The following is a 16622-nucleotide window of genomic DNA, read 5'->3' on the forward strand; positions in this document are numbered from 1 at the left end:
TCTCGCATGGCGCAGCTTTCACGCCGGCATGTGCTGGCCCTGGGTGCCGGTGGCGCGTTCAGCGCCGTCTGGCTCCGGGGCGCGACAGCGTCCGAGATGCCCGCCGAGGCCCACGGCATGTCGGCCTTCGGCGACCTCAAATATCCCGCCGACTTCAATCACTTCGACTACGTCAATGTCGACGCGCCGAAGGGCGGTACCTTCTCGCTGATCCCGTCGGTGCGCGCCTACAACCAGTCCTACCAGACCTTCAACTCGCTCAATGCCTTCATCCTCAAAGGCGATGGCGCGCAGGGCATGGACATGACCTTTGCGCCGCTGATGGTGCGAGCCAATGACGAACCGGACGGGATGTATGGGCTTGCCGCCAAGTCTGTAACTATATCGGCAGACAGGCTGGTCTATCGCTTCAGCATGCGGTCCGAGGCGAAATTCCATGACGGCACCAAGCTCACTGCTCACGATGCGGCGTTTTCGCTGACGTCGCTGAAGACGAAAGGCCATCCGCTGATCATCGTGCAGATGCGCGACATGGTCAGCGCGGAAGCCGTTGACGATGCAACACTTGTTGTGACCTTCGCCAAGGGACGCGCGCGCGACGTGCCGCTCTATGTGGCGAGCCTGCCGATCTTCTCGAAAGCCTACTATGCCTCCCGTCCGTTCGATGAAACGTCGCTTGATATTCCGTTGGGTTCGGGCCCGTACAAGGTCGGAAAGTTCGAGGTCAACCGCTACATCGAGTTCGAGCGGGTGAAGGACTGGTGGGCTGCCGATCTGCCCCCCTGTCGTGGCAGCTACAATTTCGACGTCGTGCGCTACGAATTCTACCGCGACCGGGATGTCGCCTTCGAAGGTTTTACCGGCAAGAACTATCTCTACCGCGAGGAGTTCACCTCTCGCATCTGGGCGACGCGCTATGACTTCCCTGCGGTGAAGGACGGTCGCGTCAAGATGGAAGTCGTGCCCGACGACACGCCGTCTGGCGCGCAAGGGTGGTTCATCAACACGCGGCGCGACAAGTTCAGGGATCCTCGCGTGCGTGAGGCACTGATCGACGCCTTCGACTTCGAGTGGACCAACAAGACCATCATGTACGGTGCTTATGCCCGCACGGTGTCGCCATTTCAGAACTCGGACCTCATGGCGAGCGACGGGCCTCCGCCGCCGGAAGAGCTGAAGCTGCTGGAGCCGTTTCGCGGTCAGGTTCCCAACGAGGTGTTCGTCGCGCCGTTCACGCCGCCGGTCTCGGACGGCTCGGGGCAGGACCGCAGCCTGTTGCGCAAGGCGCAGCAACTGCTCAGCGACGCCGGCCTGCCGATCAAGGACGGCAAGCGGGTGCTGCCGAACGGTGAGATATTCAGGATCGAGTTCCTGCTGGACGAGCCTTCGTTTCAGCCCCACCATGCGCCCTACATCAAGAATCTCGCGACGCTCGGCATCGAAGCGAGCGTGCGCCTCGTCGATGCCGTGCAACACAAGGCGCGCCAGGAAGATTTCGACTTCGACATCACGATCCAGCGCTTCAGCATGTCGGCAACGCCGGGCGACGCCATGCGCGCGTTCTTTTCCTCGCAGGTCGCGGCAACGAAGGGCTCGTACAATCTCGCGGGCGTCGCCAGCCCGGCGATCGATGCCATGATCGAGAAGATCATGGCGGCCGACAACCGCGAGGATTTGACCGTCGCCTGCCGCGCCTTCGATCGCCTGTTCCGCGCCGGCCGTTATTGGGTGCCGCAATGGTATAACAAGACGCACCGGCTTGCTTATTGGGACCAATTCGGCCGTCCGCAGAAGCTGCCGCGTTATGCCAACGGCGTCGGCGCCCCCGACATCTGGTGGTACGATGGCGGCAAGGCCGCCAAGCTCGAGCAGGCGAAACAGCCATGAGCGCCTATATCGCCCGCCGCATCCTGCTGATGATCCCGACCTTGCTCGGGATCCTCTTCGTCTCCTTCATCGTCGTGCAGTTCGCGCCGGGCGGGCCGGTCGAGCGCGTGATCGCGCAGCTCTCGGGCGCCGATACCGGCGGGACCTCGCGCATCTCGGGCGGCAGCGACTTTGCGCAGCGCGCCCCTGGGCAGCTAGGGGCCGGTGGTGACGCCATCAACTCGAAATATCGCGGCGCGCAAGGCCTCGATCCCGATTTCATCAAGAAGCTGGAAGTGCAGTTCGGCTTCGACAAGCCGGCCCCGGAGCGCTTCGCGCTGATGGTCTGGAATTTCGCCCGCTTCGATTTCGGCAAGAGCTATTTTCGCGACGTCAGCGTCCTGCAGCTCGTCAAGGAGAAGTTGCCGGTCTCGATCTCGCTCGGCATCTGGCTGACGCTGCTCACCTACCTGATCTCAATTCCGCTCGGCATCCGCAAGGCGGTCAGGGACGGGACGCGCTTCGACACCTGGACGTCGAGCGTGCTCGTGCTCGGCTATGCCATACCCGGCTTCCTGTTCGCGATCCTCCTGATCATCCTGTTTGCCGGCGGTTCGTTCTTCAACTGGTTCCCGCTACGCGGACTGACATCAGACGGCTGGTCGCAGTTTCCGTGGTACTGGAAGATCATCGATTACTTCTGGCATTTGGCGCTGCCGCTGATTGCCATGGGGCTTGGCGCGTTCACCACCATGACGTTCCTGACCAAGAACTCGTTTTTGGACGAGATCCGCAAGCAATACGTGATGACCGCGCGCGCGAAGGGCTGCAGCGAGAATCGGGTGCTCTATGGTCACGTCTTCCGCAACGCGATGCTGATCGTCATCGCCGGCTTTCCCAGCACCTTCATTCACGCCTTCTTCTCGGGCTCGCTTCTGATCGAGACCATCTTCTCGCTGGACGGGCTGGGGCTGCTCAGTTTCGAGAGCGTTCTCAACCGCGACTACCCCGTGGTGTTCGGCACGCTCTTCATCTTTTCGCTCGTCGGCCTCGTGATCAACCTGATCTCTGACCTGACCTATATGTGGATCGATCCGCGGATCGATTTCGAGGCGCGGGAGGTCTGATGACGCTGGCCGCCCCCACCACGCCGATCGAAACCACTGCGAAGTCGCCGCTCGGCAATGCCGTGCCGATCACGCGCAAACCGTTCGTGCCATCGCCGCTCAACAGGCGCCGCTGGCAGAATTTCAAGGCGAACCGGCGCGGCTATTGGTCGTTCTGGATCTTCCTGATCCTGTTTGTGGTGTCGCTGTTCGCCGAGCTGATCGCCAATGATCGGCCATTCCTGATCAAATATGATGGCCACCTCTATTGGCCGTCCGTCGTCACCTATTCGGAAACCACTTTCGGCGGCGACTTCGAAACGGCAGCCGACTATCGCGATCCCTATCTGCAGAAGTTGATCAGGGACAAGGGCGGCAGCATCGTCTGGCCGCTGATCCGCTATTCCTACGATACCCACAATCTCGATCTTCCGACGCCGGCGCCGTCGAAGCCGACCTGGATGCTGACGGAAGCGCAATGCAAGCCTGTCGTCGAAAAGAAAGGCCTCAAGAGCTGCCGCGATCTCGAATACAACTGGCTCGGCACCGACGATCAGGGTCGCGACGTGGTGGCGCGGCTGATCTACGGCTTCCGCATCTCGGTGCTGTTCGGCCTCTGCCTGACCATCGTCTCCTCCGTCGTCGGCATCGCGGCCGGCGCGGTGCAGGGCTATTTCGGCGGCTGGATCGACCTGTTATTCCAGCGTTTCATCGAGATATGGACTGCGATCCCTTCGCTCTATCTGCTGCTGATCCTGTCCTCGGTGCTCGTGCCCGGCTTCTTCGTGCTTCTCGGCATCCTGCTGCTGTTTTCCTGGGTGTCGCTGGTCGGACTCGTGCGCGCGGAATTTCTGCGTGGGCGCAATTTCGAGTATATCCAGGCGGCGCGGGCGCTCGGCGTGTCGAACAAGGTCATCATGTTCCGGCATCTGTTGCCGAACGCGATGGTCGCGACGATGACGTTCCTGCCGTTCATCGTGTCGAGTTCGGTGATGACGCTGACGGCGCTCGATTTCCTCGGGTTCGGACTGCCGCCCGGCTCGCCGTCGCTCGGCGAGCTGCTGTCGCAGGGCAAGTCCAACGTGCAGGCGCCCTGGCTCGGCTTCTCAGGCTTCTTCTCGGTCGCAATCATGCTTTCGCTCTTGATTTTCATCGGCGAGGCCGTGCGCGACGCGTTCGATCCGCGCAAGACGTTCAGGTAAGCCAATGGACGCGATCAACCAACCCCTGCTCAGCGTGCGCGAGCTCTCGGTGGCCTTCCACCAGGGTGGCGCCACCACGCTCGCGGTCGACAAGGTCTCGTTCCAGATCAGGCGCGGCGAGTGCGTGGCGCTGGTCGGCGAGTCCGGCTCCGGCAAGTCGGTCAGCGCGCTCTCGATCCTCAAGCTCTTGCCCTATCCGAACGCCTCGCATCCCTCGGGCAGCATCCGCTTCAAGGGACAGGAACTGATCGACCGGTCGGAGCAGGAGATGCGGGTGATTCGCGGCAGCGACATCTCCATCATCTTCCAGGAGCCGATGACCTCGCTCAACCCCCTGCACACGATCGAGGCGCAGATCGGCGAAATCATCCAGCTGCACAATCCGACCAGCAATGCCGAGGCGCGCAGGCGGACCCTGGAACTGCTGACGCAGGTCGGCATTCCCGAGCCTGAAACGCGGCTGAAGAGCTATCCGCACCAGCTCTCCGGCGGCCAGCGCCAGCGCGTGATGATCGCGATGGCGCTCGCCAACGAGCCGGACCTGCTGATCGCGGACGAGCCGACGACGGCGCTCGACGTCACCGTGCAGGCGCAGATTCTGACGCTGCTTGCGGAGATCCGCGGCCGGCTCGGCATGAGCCTGCTCTTCATCACCCACGATCTCGGCATCGTGCGTCGCATCGCCGACCAGGTCTGTGTCATGAAAGGCGGCGAGATCGTCGAGCAGGGGCCGGTCGAGCAGGTCTTCAAGAGCCCGAAGCATCCCTATACGCGCGACCTGCTCGCCGCGGAACCGAAGCCCGATCCAGCGCCGCCGCAGCCGGATGCGCCGGTGGTGATGTCGGCCGACGACCTGAAAGTCTGGTTCCCGATCAAGCGCGGGTTGATGCGCAAGACGGTCGGCCACATCAAGGCGGTCGACGGTGTCAGCATCGCCGTGCGCAAGGGCGAGACGCTCGGCGTCGTCGGCGAGTCCGGCTCGGGCAAGACCACGCTGGGGCTCGCATTGCTGCGATTGATCTCCTCGAACGGACGCATCGTGTTCCTGGGAAAGGATATCCAGGGCCTGCGCTTCAAGGAGATGCGGCCGTTCCGGCGCGACATGCAGATCGTGTTCCAGGATCCGTTCGGCTCGCTCAGCCCGCGCATGTCGGTCGCCGACATCGTCGCCGAAGGCCTCACCGTGCATCAGCCGCAGCTCTCGCGCGGCGAGCGTGAGGAGCGCGTCGTCAAGGCGCTCGAGGACGTCGGACTGAAGCCGGATACCCGCCACCGTTATCCGCATGAATTCTCCGGCGGCCAGCGCCAGCGCATCAGCATCGCGCGGGCGGTGGTGCTGGAGCCGGATTTCGTCGTGCTTGACGAGCCGACCAGTGCGCTCGACATGCTGATTCAGGCGCAAATGGTCGATCTGCTGCGTGAACTGCAGCGCCGCCGCGATCTCACCTACATGTTCATCTCGCACGATCTGCGCGTCGTCGCCTCGCTTGCCAGCCATCTGATCGTGATGCGTGGCGGCAAGGTGGTTGAGGAAGGCCAGGCCGCCGAGCTCTTCAAGAACCCAAAGACGGATTACACGCGCGCGCTGTTTGCGGCGGCGTTCCGGCTGGAGACGGCGGGGAACGGGTCGGCGGCGACGTAGCCTCCGTCAGAGCCGCTTGATCGCGGTGACCTCGCTGCCGGCTTGCTTAATCCGTGCAATCGCCGGCTCGATCGGCTCGACCACCGTCGCCATGTGATGCGCATTGGCGTGAACCATGGTGCTGCCATTGCGGACGATGGCGACATGCCCCTTCCAGAAAATGAGATCGCCGCGCAGCAAGCTGCTCTGCTCATGCGGCTCCAGCGCGCGACCGAGGCCGGCCTGCTGCATGTCGCTGTCGCGCGGGCAGCCGATGCCCGCTGATGTCAGCGAGACCTGGACGAGGCCGGAGCAATCGACGCCGAGGCTGCTCTTGCCACCCCAGAGATAGGGTGTGCCGACGAAACGCTCGGCGACTGCGACGAAATCCGACTCACGATGATCAAGCGGGGTGAGATGGGCCTTGGGCAGATATTGTCCGTCGCGTGTCACGGCGAAGCTGCCGTCCTCGCGTGCAACCGCGATCTTCGATCCCATCACCAGCGTGTCCGCCGGCGGCAGCTTGATCGAGGGACCGGGGAAGGCAAAGGTTCGTAGCGCACTGACCATGTGGGTCGGCGCGGCCGCGGGCTTCATCAGCGCTGCATCCGGCAGCCAGCCGACATAGCCGTCAAGGGAGAGCTGACCCCACGCCCAGCCTTCGCCGTTGCGGTCGTAGATCGTGACGCGCTCGCCGCAGAACGCTTGCGTCATCAGCATCGCATTCGGCGACGGCTGTTCGCGCACGGGCGCGATCGCCTCGATTATCTCGAATTCCTCGCCCGTGACGAAGCGATCCGCCTGCACCTTGCCTTCGAGATACTTTGCGGCAAGGTCGCCGCGCGCCGGTGTCAGCCTCGAATCGAGTCCCGGATCACGCATAGCGCTCGCTCAGCAATGTGTAGATCGCGCGCGCGGCCTGGCACTCGCCGCCCTCGGGGCGTGCGGGCTTCGCCGACGGCGTCCAGCCGTAGATGTCGACATGCAGCCAGCTCCTGGCGTGCTCGACGAAGCGTTGCAGGAACAGCGCGCAGATGATCGAGCCGGCAAAGCCGCCGGATGGTGCGTTGGTGATGGTGGCCGTCTTGGAGTCCAGCCACGCATCGTAAGGCGGCCACAGCGGCATGCGCCACAACGGATCGTTCTCGCTCACCGCGCATCGTGCGACGTCGTCGGCAAGCGTCTCATCACTGGTGTAAAACGGCGGTAAATCCGGCCCCAGCGCGACGCGTGCCGCTCCGGTCAACGTGCCGAGATCGATCAGCAGGTCCGGCTTTTCCTCGTCCGCAAGCGCCAGCGCGTCGGCGAGCACCAGCCGCCCCTCCGCGTCCGTATTGCCGATCTCGACCGTGATACCCTTGCGCGAGGTGAAGATGTCGAGCGGGCGGAAGGCATTGCCCGCGACCGCGTTCTCCACGGCCGGTATCAGCACACGCAGCCGCACCTTCAGCTTCGCATCCATCACCATGCGCGCCAGCGCCAGCACGTTGGCGGCGCCTCCCATGTCCTTCTTCATGATCAGCATGCCGCTCGACGGCTTCAGGTCGAGCCCACCGGTGTCGAAGCAGACGCCCTTTCCGACCAGCGTCACCTTGGGATGAGCCGGGTCGCCCCAGCCCATGTCGATCAGCCGCGGCGCGCGGTCCGAGGCCATCCCGACGGCGTGGATCAGCGGAAAATTCGTCTTCAAGTCGTCACCGATGGTGCAGGCAAAGCTTGCGCCGAATTCGGCGGCGAGATCCTTCGCGGTTGCGGCCAGCTCCTCCGGCCCCATGTCGTTGGCCGGCGTGTTGATGAGGTCGCGCGCCAGCATCGCGGCGTCCGCGATGCGGTTGATCTCGGTCGCGTCGACGCCGTCCGGCGGCACGAGCCGGACCTCGGGGCGATCGGCCTTGCGGTACCGGGCGAAGCGGTAGCTGCCGAGCGCGAAGGCGAGTGCGGCGAGCCGTGCATGGTGCGGCGCATTGGCGAAGCGATAAATGCCCGGCGGCAGCAGGCCGGGCAGGGCGCCCGGTCGGAACAGGTCGCGCGATCTTGCACCCTCGTCCTCGAGTCCGAACAGCACTTGCGCGATCGCGCCATCGGGCGCGGGCAGCGCGAGATAGCCGCCCGGCTTTGCGGTAAAGGCGCTCGCAGTGGCGAACTGGCGTTGCACCGCGGGTAGCCGCCCGGCGACCTGATCCCAGCTCGACTTGGTGACGAAGGTGATCGGAATGGCGGTAGTCGACGTCTCGAAGACAGAAGGCATTGGCGGGTCCGGATCGTCAGATCGAGCGGGTCATACGAACGGACGAGATTTCGCAGAGTTTTGCCGCCGCTGCAATCCGCTTTGCTGCCATCGTTCAGTGATCCGCTACTCGCAGCAAAGGGGCTATGCTAGGTTCCGGCAACGGCCGTCGGTGCGAAGACCTCCGACGACAAAGCCGGCTGGGAGGAAATGCAATGGAATTTGTGTGGAGCGTGGTCACATTCATCGGCCAGGCGGTGGAGGCGATTTTTGGCTATGTCGAGCATCATCATTGGATATTCGCGTTCCTTGCCGGTGGTTACGTCTTCTATCTCCACGACCGCTCCGTTCACGCGCGGTTCGATGCTTTAGACAAGCGCATTGACGAAATCCGCAAGCGGCTCGCCATCGAATATTGATCGGGTGAGCGAAACCATCATCGGGAAGGCTCCGTATCTCATGCTGAGAGCTGCCGTTCACGCGAGCAGCCGCAGGGCTTTTCTAGCGTTGCGGTTGTGGCATTATTGGCCAATATTTTAGATTGTGTCGTGCGGTTCTGCACGTGCCGAGAGTCTATTCTTACCCCAGCTCATCTCGTCGCGGGCTGATACCGGACTGAACCTTATCGTCGAAGGCATTTCTCTCATCGTTTGCGCGGCGCGGCATTCGCAAATAAGCGACGCAAAATGGATAGATCGTTCGTCATCGTACGGATTTCCGACCTGCATCTGGACGGGTCGGGTCGGCTGCTTGCGACGATCGAGACGCTCAATGCCGCAATTCGCGAGAGGATGGCGGACTTCGCGGGCATTCCCGATCGCATCCTGCTGATCACCGGCGATATCGTGGACGACCCGACGCCGCCTGCGCTCGAGGAAGCGCTCGCCGTCATTGCGTCCTTCCGGCAGACTGGGCTGTTCACCGACATCCAGGCAATTGCCGGCAATCACGACGTCAAGCGACCGAGCCAGCGTGCAGGCCGCCACGACGTCTATGATTACCTGCATTTGCCGCAGACCTCGAAGAGCGTCTACTACCGTCAGGCCGGCCTCGATCTGGTGCTGCTGGATTCGACCGCGCGAGCCTCACGACGCTCGCGAGCGGCAACGTCGACCAGAGCGCCTATAGCGCCATGGTTTCGGATTCCGCGCGGCTGAGCGTCGAACTCGCGGGCAGCCTCGGGTCGGGCGGCCGCGCCGATTATGCCGAACCGGCGGAAAACCTCGTGCGCGTTCTGGCGCTGCACCATCATCCACTGCCGCAGGCGACCGGAGAAGGAAACCGGTTTCTCGGCGTACCCGACGAGCCGCTGATGTAGCTCGCCGCGCCCGCGACCTTCCTCGAAGCGGCGACATCGCTCAACGTCGATCTGGTTCTGCACGGACACCGACATGTCGAAGGGCTGACGCGCTATTCGATTCCCGACCCGCGCGCCACGTCGAGCGAGAGCGATGAAGCATTCTGGCGCACGATCTACGTCTTGTCCTGTCCGTCATCGACCGGGCAGGCCGGTGACGACGCCGGCTTCAACGTCATCCATTTTCGGGCCGATGTCCCACCTGATGTCCCATGGCGGCCGCACCGAGTTTCGCTTCGCGATCGCCCGCTACTCACGTCCGCGCAAGGATGGTGTCTTCAGGCCGCTCGATTCAAACCTGCCGCACGGCGTCGTCGGGCTGCCGGCCGGGCGGGATCTTTCCCGAGATCCGGCCATCCAGTCGGGCATCGAGATCGACGTATGCACGACGCTGAAACGGGATCAGGTCGCGGCATTCGCCCGCCGGCTCCTGCTGCGCGGCGCCTTCTATGCCGATGGCGAGGTGGACTGGGCCGATTTGCTCCACGTCTATCTCGCGACCTCTCACGCCTGGGAGGATCTCGAAAGCAAGTTCTCGAGATATGCACGACGAGTTTCAGCTCGACGAGCTCCGCGCGAGGCGTCTGGTCAATCGGGACGATCTTCTGCGCGAATTGCCGAGGGTCGTGCGCCCGGGCATCGATGTCGAGATCGAGACGCGGCAACGACTGCAATTGCTGCGGGACCTCAACGAGCAGGCGAAGACGCTCGGCCTCGATCCGGGTCTCGGCGGCGAGATGCCGCCGCGGACGCCGCAGTGACGGCGCGGGTCGGGAGCATTAACCGGCCGTTAGGGTTAACAGTCTATTGCTGGCGCGTTCGGCTCGATCAATCGGCTCGAGAGTCATAGCGTCATGCGTCAACGGTTCAGTCGTGAACGGTTCAGTCTTGGACGGCTCAGCCTTGGAAGGCTCAGCCTTGGACGGCTTCTTGCGTCCACGTCGCTGGTGGCGGCGGTGGCCATGGGCCTCGGCGGCTGCACGGCGATGTCGAAACTCTCCGACGTTACCGGCTCGGTCGGGCCGCGGGCGGAAGCCGCTCCCACCGATCCCGCGCGGGCTGCCGAAGTCTATGGCGAGCGCTATCGTGCCAATCCCAAGGACGCCGACGCGGCGCTCGCCTACGGCCAAGCGCTACGCGCCAACGGCCAGCGCGCCCAAGCCGCCGCCGTGCTCGAGCAGGCGACCATCGCCAATCCCGGCAACAAGGCGCTGATGGCCCAATACGGCCGCGCGCTCTCCGACAACGGCAATTTCCAGCAAGCCTTCGACGTGCTGTCGAAGGCGCATTCGCCCGATAACCCGGATTGGCGCCTGCTCTCGGTGCAGGGTACCGCGCTCGATCAGATGGGCCGTCACGAGGAAGCGCGCTCCTATTATGCGAGTGCCCTCAAGATCGCGCCTGGCGATCCCGGCGTGCTCTCCAATCTCGGCCTGTCCTACATGTTGTCGAGAGATCTGCCGAAGGCCGAAGACGCGCTGCGGCAAGCCTATGCCTCGCCGCACGCAAGCGCGCGGGTGCGGCAGAATCTCGGTCTGGTCGTCGGTCTCCAGGGCCGCTTCGCCGAAGCCGAGACCATCGTGAAGGCGGACCTACCGCCCGACCAGGCTGCGGCCAATGTCGCCTATCTCAAGGAAATGCTGACCCGCAGCGACGTCAGGCGGGGTGCGCCGAAGCGGACCCCGGTCGCCTCGCTCGGCCAGTCCGACTGATCAGACGTGATCTTCCAATCTTGAGGGTAGCCGCGGACCGTATGCGGTCCACGGCTAATGTCATTGCATCTCGGTGACCTTGATGCCGGTCGGTCCGAGAATGACGACGAACAGCACCGGCAGGAAGAACAGGATCATCGGTACCGTCAGCTTCGGCGGCAGTGCAGCTGCCTTCTTCTCGGCTTCGTTCATGCGCATGTCGCGGTTTTCCTGCGCCATCACCCGCAAGGAGTGGCCGAGCGGGGTGCCGTAACGCTCCGCCTGCTGGAGCGCGAGACATACCGACTTGACGCCCTCGAGTCCGGTGCGCCGCGCGAGGTTCTCGTAGGCGACCTTGCGATCCTGCAAATAGGACAGCTCGGCCGTGGTCAGGGTGAACTCCTCGGACAGCGCGATCGACTGGCTCACGATTTCGACCGCGACCTTCCGGAACGCCATTTCGACTGACATGCCGGATTCGATGCAGATCAGGAGCAGGTCGAGCGCATCGGGAAAGGCGCGCTTGATCGAGAGTTGGCGCTTGGAGATCGCGTTCCTGAGGAACAGCATAGGGGCCTGAAGTCCGAGATAGGCCGCACCGACGCAGATGCCGATCTTGATCGGCATCGACTGCTGCATATGCGCGATCAGGAACACGTAGACGACCGAACCGACGAACAGCACGATCGGGGCAACCAGGCGGGCAAACAGGAAGGTGATGTAGGGCGCCTGGCCTCGATAGCCCGCCATGATGAGCTTGTCCCGCGCAGCTTCCTGCGCGAGCCATTTGGTCAGGTTGAAGTCATCGACGACCTTCGAGACGAGCTGCTTCGGCGTCTGACGCAGCGAGACTTTTTCACTCTTGTGGAGGCGCTCGCGCTCGCGCTGCCGAATGCGCTCACGTTCGTTCGCCACCGCCTTCATGCGCTTGGAAAGGCCTTCGCCGGCGAACAGCGGCATCACCAGTGTATAAACGGTGGCACTGGCGGCAATGGCCGCCAGCAGCATCGTCATGAAGTGGACGTCGTGAAGTTTCGCAACGAGGAACTCTACCATTGAGGCACCATCAGAAGTCGAAATTGATCATCTTCTTCATCACCATGATGCCGATCGACATCCAGACGACGCAGCCGACCAGCATGAGCTGGCCGGTGGGATGAGTCCAAAGCATCGAGATGTATCCCGGCGTCGTGAGGTAGACGAGGAACATCACGATCGGCGGCAGCGAGCCGATGATGCCGGCCGAGGCCTTGGCTTCCATCGACATCGCCTGGATCTTCTCTTTCATCTTCTTGCGGTCGCGCAGCACTTTGGAGAGGTTACCGAGCGCTTCGGAGAGGTTGCCGCCCGATTTCTGCTGGATCGAGATGACGATGCCGAAGAAATTGGCCTCGGGCAGCGGCATGCGATCGTAGAGTCGCGTGCAGGCCTCGCCGAGCGGCATGCCGATCGCCTGCGTCTCGATGATGGACAGAAATTCGGAGCGCAGCGGCTCTGGCGCGTCGGCGGCGACGACCTTGATCGATTCGAACAGCGGCAGGCCCGCCTTGATGCCGCGGACGATCACGTCGACAGCGTCGGGCAGCGCCTTCAGGAATTTGGCCTCGCGGCGCTTCTTCAGGAACCCGAGCGCCCAGCGGGGCAGACCCAAGCCGCCGGCAAAGGCGAAGCCGGCGGCACCGAGCAGGCCACCGCCGACGAACAAGGCGACTGCAAACAGCACGCCCGCCACGACGGCGGACACGATCCAGAATTTCTGCGGCGTCCAGTCGAGGCCGGCCTGCGACAGGCGAACACTGAGCGGTACGCTCTTCTCCTGCTGGCGCCGCGCCTCGAGATCCTTGAGCGAGGTTTCGACCTGCTCGCGCCGCGAGCGCTGCGTCTTCTCGGCCGCGCGGGCCGTGGGCGCCTCGGCCCGCGAGATCGAGGCGCGGCGGCTCTCGGCCTTCCGTTCCCCGGACAGCATTGGATAAAGGAAGACCCAGGCGAGGCCGCCGACGGTGGCGGTGGCAAGGAAGGCGAGGGCAAGGACTTGCATGTTCATGGCTGCGCTGACCTGCTCACGTCGGGGGCGCCACTTCCGCGGCGTCTAGCGCCGCGGCAAGGCGCTTCTCTTCGCCGTAATAGCGGGCGCGTTCCCAGAATTTCGGGCGGCCGATTCCGGTCGACCGGTGCCGGCCGATGATCTTGCCGTTGGCGTCCTCGCCGACCATGTCGTAGAGGAAGACGTCCTGGGTGATAATGGTGTCGCCTTCCATGCCCATCACTTCGGTGATGTGGGTGATGCGGCGTGAACCGTCGCGCAGGCGTGCGGCCTGGACGATGACGTCGATCGAGGCGCAGATCATCTCGCGGATGGTGCGTGAAGGCAGGGAGAAGCCGCCCATCGTGATCATGGATTCGCAGCGCGATAGCGCCTCGCGGGGATTGTTGGCGTGCAGCGTGCCCATCGACCCGTCATGGCCGGTATTCATGGCCTGGAGCAGGTCGAACGCCTCGGGTCCGCGGACTTCGCCGACGATGATGCGCTCGGGACGCATACGCAGGCAGTTGCGCACCAGCTCGCGCATGGTGACCTGGCCCTCGCCCTCGATGTTGGGCGGGCGGGTTTCCAGTCGCACCACGTGCGGCTGCTGGAGCTGGAGTTCGGCGGCGTCTTCGCAGGTGATGACGCGCTCGTCGTGTTCGATGTAGTTGGTCAGGCAGTTGAGCAACGTGGTCTTGCCCGAGCCGGTACCACCGGAGATCAGCACGTTGCAGCGAACGCGGCCGATGATCTGGAGGATTTCCGCGCCCTCCGGCGAGATTGCGCCGAACTTGACGAGCTGATCGAGCGTCAGCTTGTCCTTCTTGAACTTGCGGATCGTGAGCGTGGGGCCGTCGATCGACAGCGGCGGCACGATGGCGTTGACGCGGGAGCCGTCGGCCAGGCGCGCGTCGCAGATCGGCGAGGATTCGTCGACGCGTCGGCCGACCTGGCTGACGATACGCTGGCAGATGTTGAGGAGCTGCTGATTGTCGCGGAAGCGGATACCGGTGCGTTGGATCTTGCCGGCAACCTCGATATAGACGGTGTCGGCGCCGTTGACCATGATGTCGGCAATATCGTCGCGCGACAACAGCGGCTCCAGCGGACCGTAGCCGAGGACGTCGTTGCAGATGTCGTCGAGCAGCTCTTCCTGCTCGGCGATCGACATCACGATGTTCTTGATCGCGATGATCTCGTTGACGATGTCCCGGATTTCCTCGCGCGCGGACTCCGAATCGAGCTTGGCGAGCTGGGCGAGATCGATGGCCTCGATCAGCGCGCCGAAGATGGTCGCCTTGACCTCGTAATAATTGTCCGAGCGGCGGGCTTCCATGGTCGGCGCAGGCCTCGCCGGGGCGAGCGGCGGCGAGGAGACTGCCGGCGGCGGCGGCACGCGCGACACGGCGGGCGCCGGAGCCTGGGCAGGCTCTGGCGACACGGCACCGGGCTTCGGGGCCCGGGTGTCGGCGTCTGTTCCGCTACGCTTACCGAACACTTAAAAACTCCATGCGGCGACCTATTTTCCCCGCAACTTGTCAATCAGGGGTGAAAGCAGAGACGACTTTTGCTTCTTCGTTTCGCTGCGGCCGGTCAGGCGCTGGGCGATCTGAAGGAACATCTCGATCGACTTATGGTTGGCCGAGATCTCCGCGATCATCTGGCCGTTATTGGCCGCCGAGCCGAAGATCTGCGGCTCGAACGGGATCGAGACGACCGGCTGGCTCTCGATCGCCTTGGCGAACTCCGCCGCGGCGATTTCGGGCCGTTTCGGCACGCCGACCTGGTTCAGGCAGTAGAGCGGCGGCCGGTCGTTGGGGCGCGCGGCCTTCAGGAGATCGAACATGTTCTTGGTGTTGCGCAAATTGGCGAGGTCGGGCGCCGCCACGATCAGGATGTCGTCCGCTCCGATCAGGGCGCGTTTGGTCCAGCCCGACCATTGGTGCGGAACGTCGAGCACGATGCAAGGCATGGTGGAGCGCAGCGTGTCGAACACGGCATCGAAGGCGTCGGCGCCGAAATCATAGACCCGGTCGAGCGTCGCCGGCGCCGCCAGCAGGCTGAGGTGGTCGGTGCATTTCGACAGCAGGCGGTCGATGAAGGCGGTATCGACGCGATCGGGCGAGAACACGGCATCGGCAATACCCTGCGGCGGATCCTGGTTATAGTCGAGCCCGGCAGTGCCGAAGGCGAGGTCGAGGTCGGCGACGACCGCGTCCATCGCGAGATCGCGGGCGATCGCCCAGGCGACGTTGTGGGAAATGGTTGACGCGCCGACGCCGCCCTTGGCGCCGACCACGGCGATGATACGGCCGACGGCCTTGGCTTCCGGCGCCGAGAACAGGTTGCAGATCGAGCGCACGACGTCGATCGCGCCGACCGGCGCGAGCACGTAGTCGCTGACGCCGCGGCGCACCAGCTCGCGGTAGAGCATGACGTCGTTGATGCGGCCGATCACGACCACGCGGGTGCCGGCGTCGCAGACGGTCGCGAGATGGTCGAGCCCGCCCAGGAGGTCGTTGCGGCCGTCGCTTTCGAGCACGATCACGTTCGGCGTGGGTGCCGAGCGGTAGGCTTCCACCGCAGCCGCCATACCGCCCATCTGGATCTTCAGATGGGCCTTGCCGAGACGGCGATCTTCGCCGGCCGACTGCACGGCGGCCGCCGTTTCCACGGTCTCGCAGAAAGCCTGGACGGAAACGCGGGGCGCAGGCGCAATATGCTCCTCGACCGGCGGGAGCGATGCCTCGGACTGTTCTTCTTGGGGCTGGCGAGCGTAGCTGATCATTTGCCGGTGTCGCTGAGTTTGGCCCTGTCGGCCTCAGGATAGGCGACCGCCGTCGGCATTCCCTTGCGATACTTCTCGAACGCGGCGGTGCGCCGCGGCGTGTAGGACGGCGTTTCGGGCCGCGGCTGCTCGAGATCCGACGGATTGTCGACCATCGCCGCAAGGTTGCGCTGATAAGCGCAGCCGTAATTGTAATAGTCCTTGTTCTCGAACCAGCTCTTGTTCTTCATCGAAGGGCCGATGTCTTCCGGCCACAGGCCGCAGGGACCCGCGACCGCGGCGATCTTGGAATAGGTGAGCCGGATCGGCGGCAGGAATCGCTTGTCTTCCGGTTGGTAAGAGCGGGCGCTGATACCGCGCGGCGGAACGCCCGCCGCCGACAGCATTGCCTGGATTTCGCGCATGGTGTCCGCGACCGGACGCGCGTTGGGCGTGCCGGACGGTACGTCGATCCGGATCGCGCCGGTGCCTTCGTGCATCCAGGCCGACGCGACGCCCATCACGTCGGCGCGCTGGGCCGCGGTCAAGCCGCCGCGGGCGTGGCCGACGAAGACGACGATGGAGCGATTCTGCTCCTCGATCGCGATCGGATGGCGCTGCTTGTAGTCGTCGGGAATGGAGGCCGTGACCGCTTCGTCGTGCTGGCAACCGCCAAGGGCGAGCGCCATGCCGACGAGCGCGCCGCCGAGGTGGATGGCGCGTCTGCGAATCTGGGGTGGTCTAGTGATCTTCATGAAG

General features: G+C 64.0%; 17 protein-coding genes. 9 read left to right on the forward strand and 8 right to left on the reverse strand.

Annotated elements, in window-relative coordinates:
• Window positions 1-6 precede the first annotated feature (6 nt).
• Genes AC0L3C_RS24240 through AC0L3C_RS24255 form a run of 4 tightly spaced genes read left to right on the forward strand, consistent with a single transcriptional unit; the run spans window position 7 to window position 5816 of the window.
• The gene (locus AC0L3C_RS24240; RefSeq protein WP_473409150.1) at window positions 7-1887 is read left to right on the forward strand and encodes an extracellular solute-binding protein; all 1881 of its coding nucleotides are present in this window, start codon (window positions 7-9) and stop codon (window positions 1885-1887) included.
• Window positions 1884-2993, forward strand: coding sequence for a microcin C ABC transporter permease YejB (locus tag AC0L3C_RS24245; protein ID WP_473264547.1), 1110 nt, complete (start codon window positions 1884-1886; stop codon window positions 2991-2993). Before AC0L3C_RS24240 ends, AC0L3C_RS24245 begins: the two co-directional genes overlap by 4 nt.
• Entirely contained in the window at window positions 2993-4174 is a 1182-nt protein-coding gene (locus AC0L3C_RS24250; protein ID WP_473264548.1) for an ABC transporter permease, read from the forward strand. The genes AC0L3C_RS24245 and AC0L3C_RS24250 overlap by 1 nt, the downstream gene beginning before the upstream one ends.
• Before the next feature lie 4 nt (window positions 4175-4178).
• The gene (locus AC0L3C_RS24255) at window positions 4179-5816 is read left to right on the forward strand and encodes an ABC transporter ATP-binding protein (RefSeq protein WP_473409151.1); all 1638 of its coding nucleotides are present in this window, start codon (window positions 4179-4181) and stop codon (window positions 5814-5816) included.
• 6 nt (window positions 5817-5822) lie between these two features.
• Here the strand turns inward: AC0L3C_RS24255 and AC0L3C_RS24260 are convergent, their stop codons facing one another.
• Window positions 5823-6677, reverse strand: a complete 855-nt coding sequence (locus AC0L3C_RS24260) for a C40 family peptidase (protein WP_473409152.1) — start codon at window positions 6675-6677, stop codon at window positions 5823-5825.
• Window positions 6670-8043, reverse strand: a complete 1374-nt coding sequence (locus tag AC0L3C_RS24265; RefSeq protein WP_473409153.1) for a leucyl aminopeptidase family protein — start codon at window positions 8041-8043, stop codon at window positions 6670-6672. Before AC0L3C_RS24265 ends, AC0L3C_RS24260 begins: the two co-directional genes overlap by 8 nt.
• A gap of 194 nt (window positions 8044-8237) precedes the next feature.
• Here AC0L3C_RS24265 and AC0L3C_RS24270 point away from each other — a divergent pair, with 194 nt between their 5' ends.
• The 3 genes from AC0L3C_RS24270 (at window position 8238) to AC0L3C_RS24280 (ending at window position 9340) form a co-directional block, all read left to right on the forward strand.
• Complete coding sequence (locus AC0L3C_RS24270; RefSeq protein ID WP_018454690.1) at window positions 8238-8441, forward strand: hypothetical protein; 204 nt, start codon at window positions 8238-8240, stop codon at window positions 8439-8441.
• A 267-nt stretch (window positions 8442-8708) separates the two neighbouring features.
• Window positions 8709-9179 carry a metallophosphoesterase family protein gene (locus AC0L3C_RS24275; protein ID WP_473409154.1) on the forward strand — a complete coding sequence of 157 codons (471 nt, stop codon included), beginning with the start codon at window positions 8709-8711 and terminating at the stop codon, window positions 9177-9179.
• Entirely contained in the window at window positions 9155-9340 is a 186-nt protein-coding gene (locus AC0L3C_RS24280) for a hypothetical protein (protein WP_473409156.1), read from the forward strand. The genes AC0L3C_RS24275 and AC0L3C_RS24280 overlap by 25 nt, the downstream gene beginning before the upstream one ends.
• Before the next feature lie 331 nt (window positions 9341-9671).
• Here the strand turns inward: AC0L3C_RS24280 and AC0L3C_RS24285 are convergent, their stop codons facing one another.
• Window positions 9672-9866 carry a hypothetical protein gene (locus AC0L3C_RS24285; protein ID WP_473409157.1) on the reverse strand — a complete coding sequence of 65 codons (195 nt, stop codon included), beginning with the start codon at window positions 9864-9866 and terminating at the stop codon, window positions 9672-9674.
• Between the two features lie 55 nt (window positions 9867-9921).
• On the opposite strand from AC0L3C_RS24285, the gene AC0L3C_RS24290 reads away from it, so the two are divergent.
• Both AC0L3C_RS24290 and AC0L3C_RS24295 read left to right on the forward strand, forming a co-directional pair.
• Window positions 9922-10140, forward strand: coding sequence for a hypothetical protein (locus AC0L3C_RS24290; RefSeq protein ID WP_473409158.1), 219 nt, complete (start codon window positions 9922-9924; stop codon window positions 10138-10140).
• 201 nt (window positions 10141-10341) lie between these two features.
• A complete protein-coding gene (locus AC0L3C_RS24295) occupies window positions 10342-11091 on the forward strand; it encodes a tetratricopeptide repeat protein (RefSeq protein ID WP_473279474.1) in 750 nt (249 codons plus the stop codon).
• 60 nt (window positions 11092-11151) lie between these two features.
• Here the strand turns inward: AC0L3C_RS24295 and AC0L3C_RS24300 are convergent, their stop codons facing one another.
• The 5 genes from AC0L3C_RS24300 to AC0L3C_RS24320 are packed head-to-tail and all read right to left on the reverse strand — an operon-like array spanning window position 11152 to window position 16618.
• Window positions 11152-12126, reverse strand: coding sequence for a type II secretion system F family protein (locus tag AC0L3C_RS24300; protein ID WP_473264558.1), 975 nt, complete (start codon window positions 12124-12126; stop codon window positions 11152-11154).
• 10 nt (window positions 12127-12136) lie between these two features.
• Window positions 12137-13114 carry a type II secretion system F family protein gene (locus AC0L3C_RS24305; RefSeq protein WP_473409159.1) on the reverse strand — a complete coding sequence of 326 codons (978 nt, stop codon included), beginning with the start codon at window positions 13112-13114 and terminating at the stop codon, window positions 12137-12139.
• A gap of 16 nt (window positions 13115-13130) precedes the next feature.
• Entirely contained in the window at window positions 13131-14594 is a 1464-nt protein-coding gene (locus tag AC0L3C_RS24310; protein WP_473264559.1) for a CpaF family protein, read from the reverse strand.
• A 21-nt stretch (window positions 14595-14615) separates the two neighbouring features.
• Window positions 14616-15884 (reverse strand): CpaE/TadZ family protein, encoded by a 1269-nt coding sequence (locus tag AC0L3C_RS24315; protein ID WP_007605389.1) that lies wholly within the window; start codon window positions 15882-15884, stop codon window positions 14616-14618.
• Window positions 15881-16618: a CpaD family pilus assembly protein gene (locus AC0L3C_RS24320; protein ID WP_473264560.1), complete on the reverse strand. Its 738-nt coding sequence runs from the start codon at window positions 16616-16618 to the stop codon at window positions 15881-15883. Before AC0L3C_RS24320 ends, AC0L3C_RS24315 begins: the two co-directional genes overlap by 4 nt.
• Window positions 16619-16622 lie beyond the last annotated feature (4 nt).

The organism is Bradyrhizobium sp. WSM4872 (assembly GCF_055811715.1).

Excerpts from the sequence above, each read along its gene's own strand:
- AC0L3C_RS24240 (WP_473409150.1), top strand. The coding sequence starts at position 7 with ATGGCGCAGCTTTCACGCCGGCATGTGCTGGCCCTGGGTGCCGGTGGC.
- AC0L3C_RS24245 (WP_473264547.1), top strand. The coding sequence starts at position 1,884 with ATGAGCGCCTATATCGCCCGCCGCATCCTGCTGATGATCCCGACCTTG.
- AC0L3C_RS24250 (WP_473264548.1), top strand. The coding sequence starts at position 2,993 with ATGACGCTGGCCGCCCCCACCACGCCGATCGAAACCACTGCGAAGTCG.
- AC0L3C_RS24255 (WP_473409151.1), top strand. The coding sequence starts at position 4,179 with ATGGACGCGATCAACCAACCCCTGCTCAGCGTGCGCGAGCTCTCGGTG.
- AC0L3C_RS24260 (WP_473409152.1), bottom strand. The coding sequence starts at position 6,677 with ATGCGTGATCCGGGACTCGATTCGAGGCTGACACCGGCGCGCGGCGAC.
- AC0L3C_RS24265 (WP_473409153.1), bottom strand. The coding sequence starts at position 8,043 with ATGCCTTCTGTCTTCGAGACGTCGACTACCGCCATTCCGATCACCTTC.
- AC0L3C_RS24270 (WP_018454690.1), top strand. The coding sequence starts at position 8,238 with ATGGAATTTGTGTGGAGCGTGGTCACATTCATCGGCCAGGCGGTGGAG.
- AC0L3C_RS24275 (WP_473409154.1), top strand. The coding sequence starts at position 8,709 with ATGGATAGATCGTTCGTCATCGTACGGATTTCCGACCTGCATCTGGAC.
- AC0L3C_RS24280 (WP_473409156.1), top strand. The coding sequence starts at position 9,155 with ATGGTTTCGGATTCCGCGCGGCTGAGCGTCGAACTCGCGGGCAGCCTC.
- AC0L3C_RS24290 (WP_473409158.1), top strand. The coding sequence starts at position 9,922 with ATGCACGACGAGTTTCAGCTCGACGAGCTCCGCGCGAGGCGTCTGGTC.
- AC0L3C_RS24295 (WP_473279474.1), top strand. The coding sequence starts at position 10,342 with ATGGGCCTCGGCGGCTGCACGGCGATGTCGAAACTCTCCGACGTTACC.
- AC0L3C_RS24300 (WP_473264558.1), bottom strand. The coding sequence starts at position 12,126 with ATGGTAGAGTTCCTCGTTGCGAAACTTCACGACGTCCACTTCATGACG.
- AC0L3C_RS24305 (WP_473409159.1), bottom strand. The coding sequence starts at position 13,114 with ATGAACATGCAAGTCCTTGCCCTCGCCTTCCTTGCCACCGCCACCGTC.
- AC0L3C_RS24315 (WP_007605389.1), bottom strand. The coding sequence starts at position 15,884 with ATGATCAGCTACGCTCGCCAGCCCCAAGAAGAACAGTCCGAGGCATCG.
- AC0L3C_RS24320 (WP_473264560.1), bottom strand. The coding sequence starts at position 16,618 with ATGAAGATCACTAGACCACCCCAGATTCGCAGACGCGCCATCCACCTC.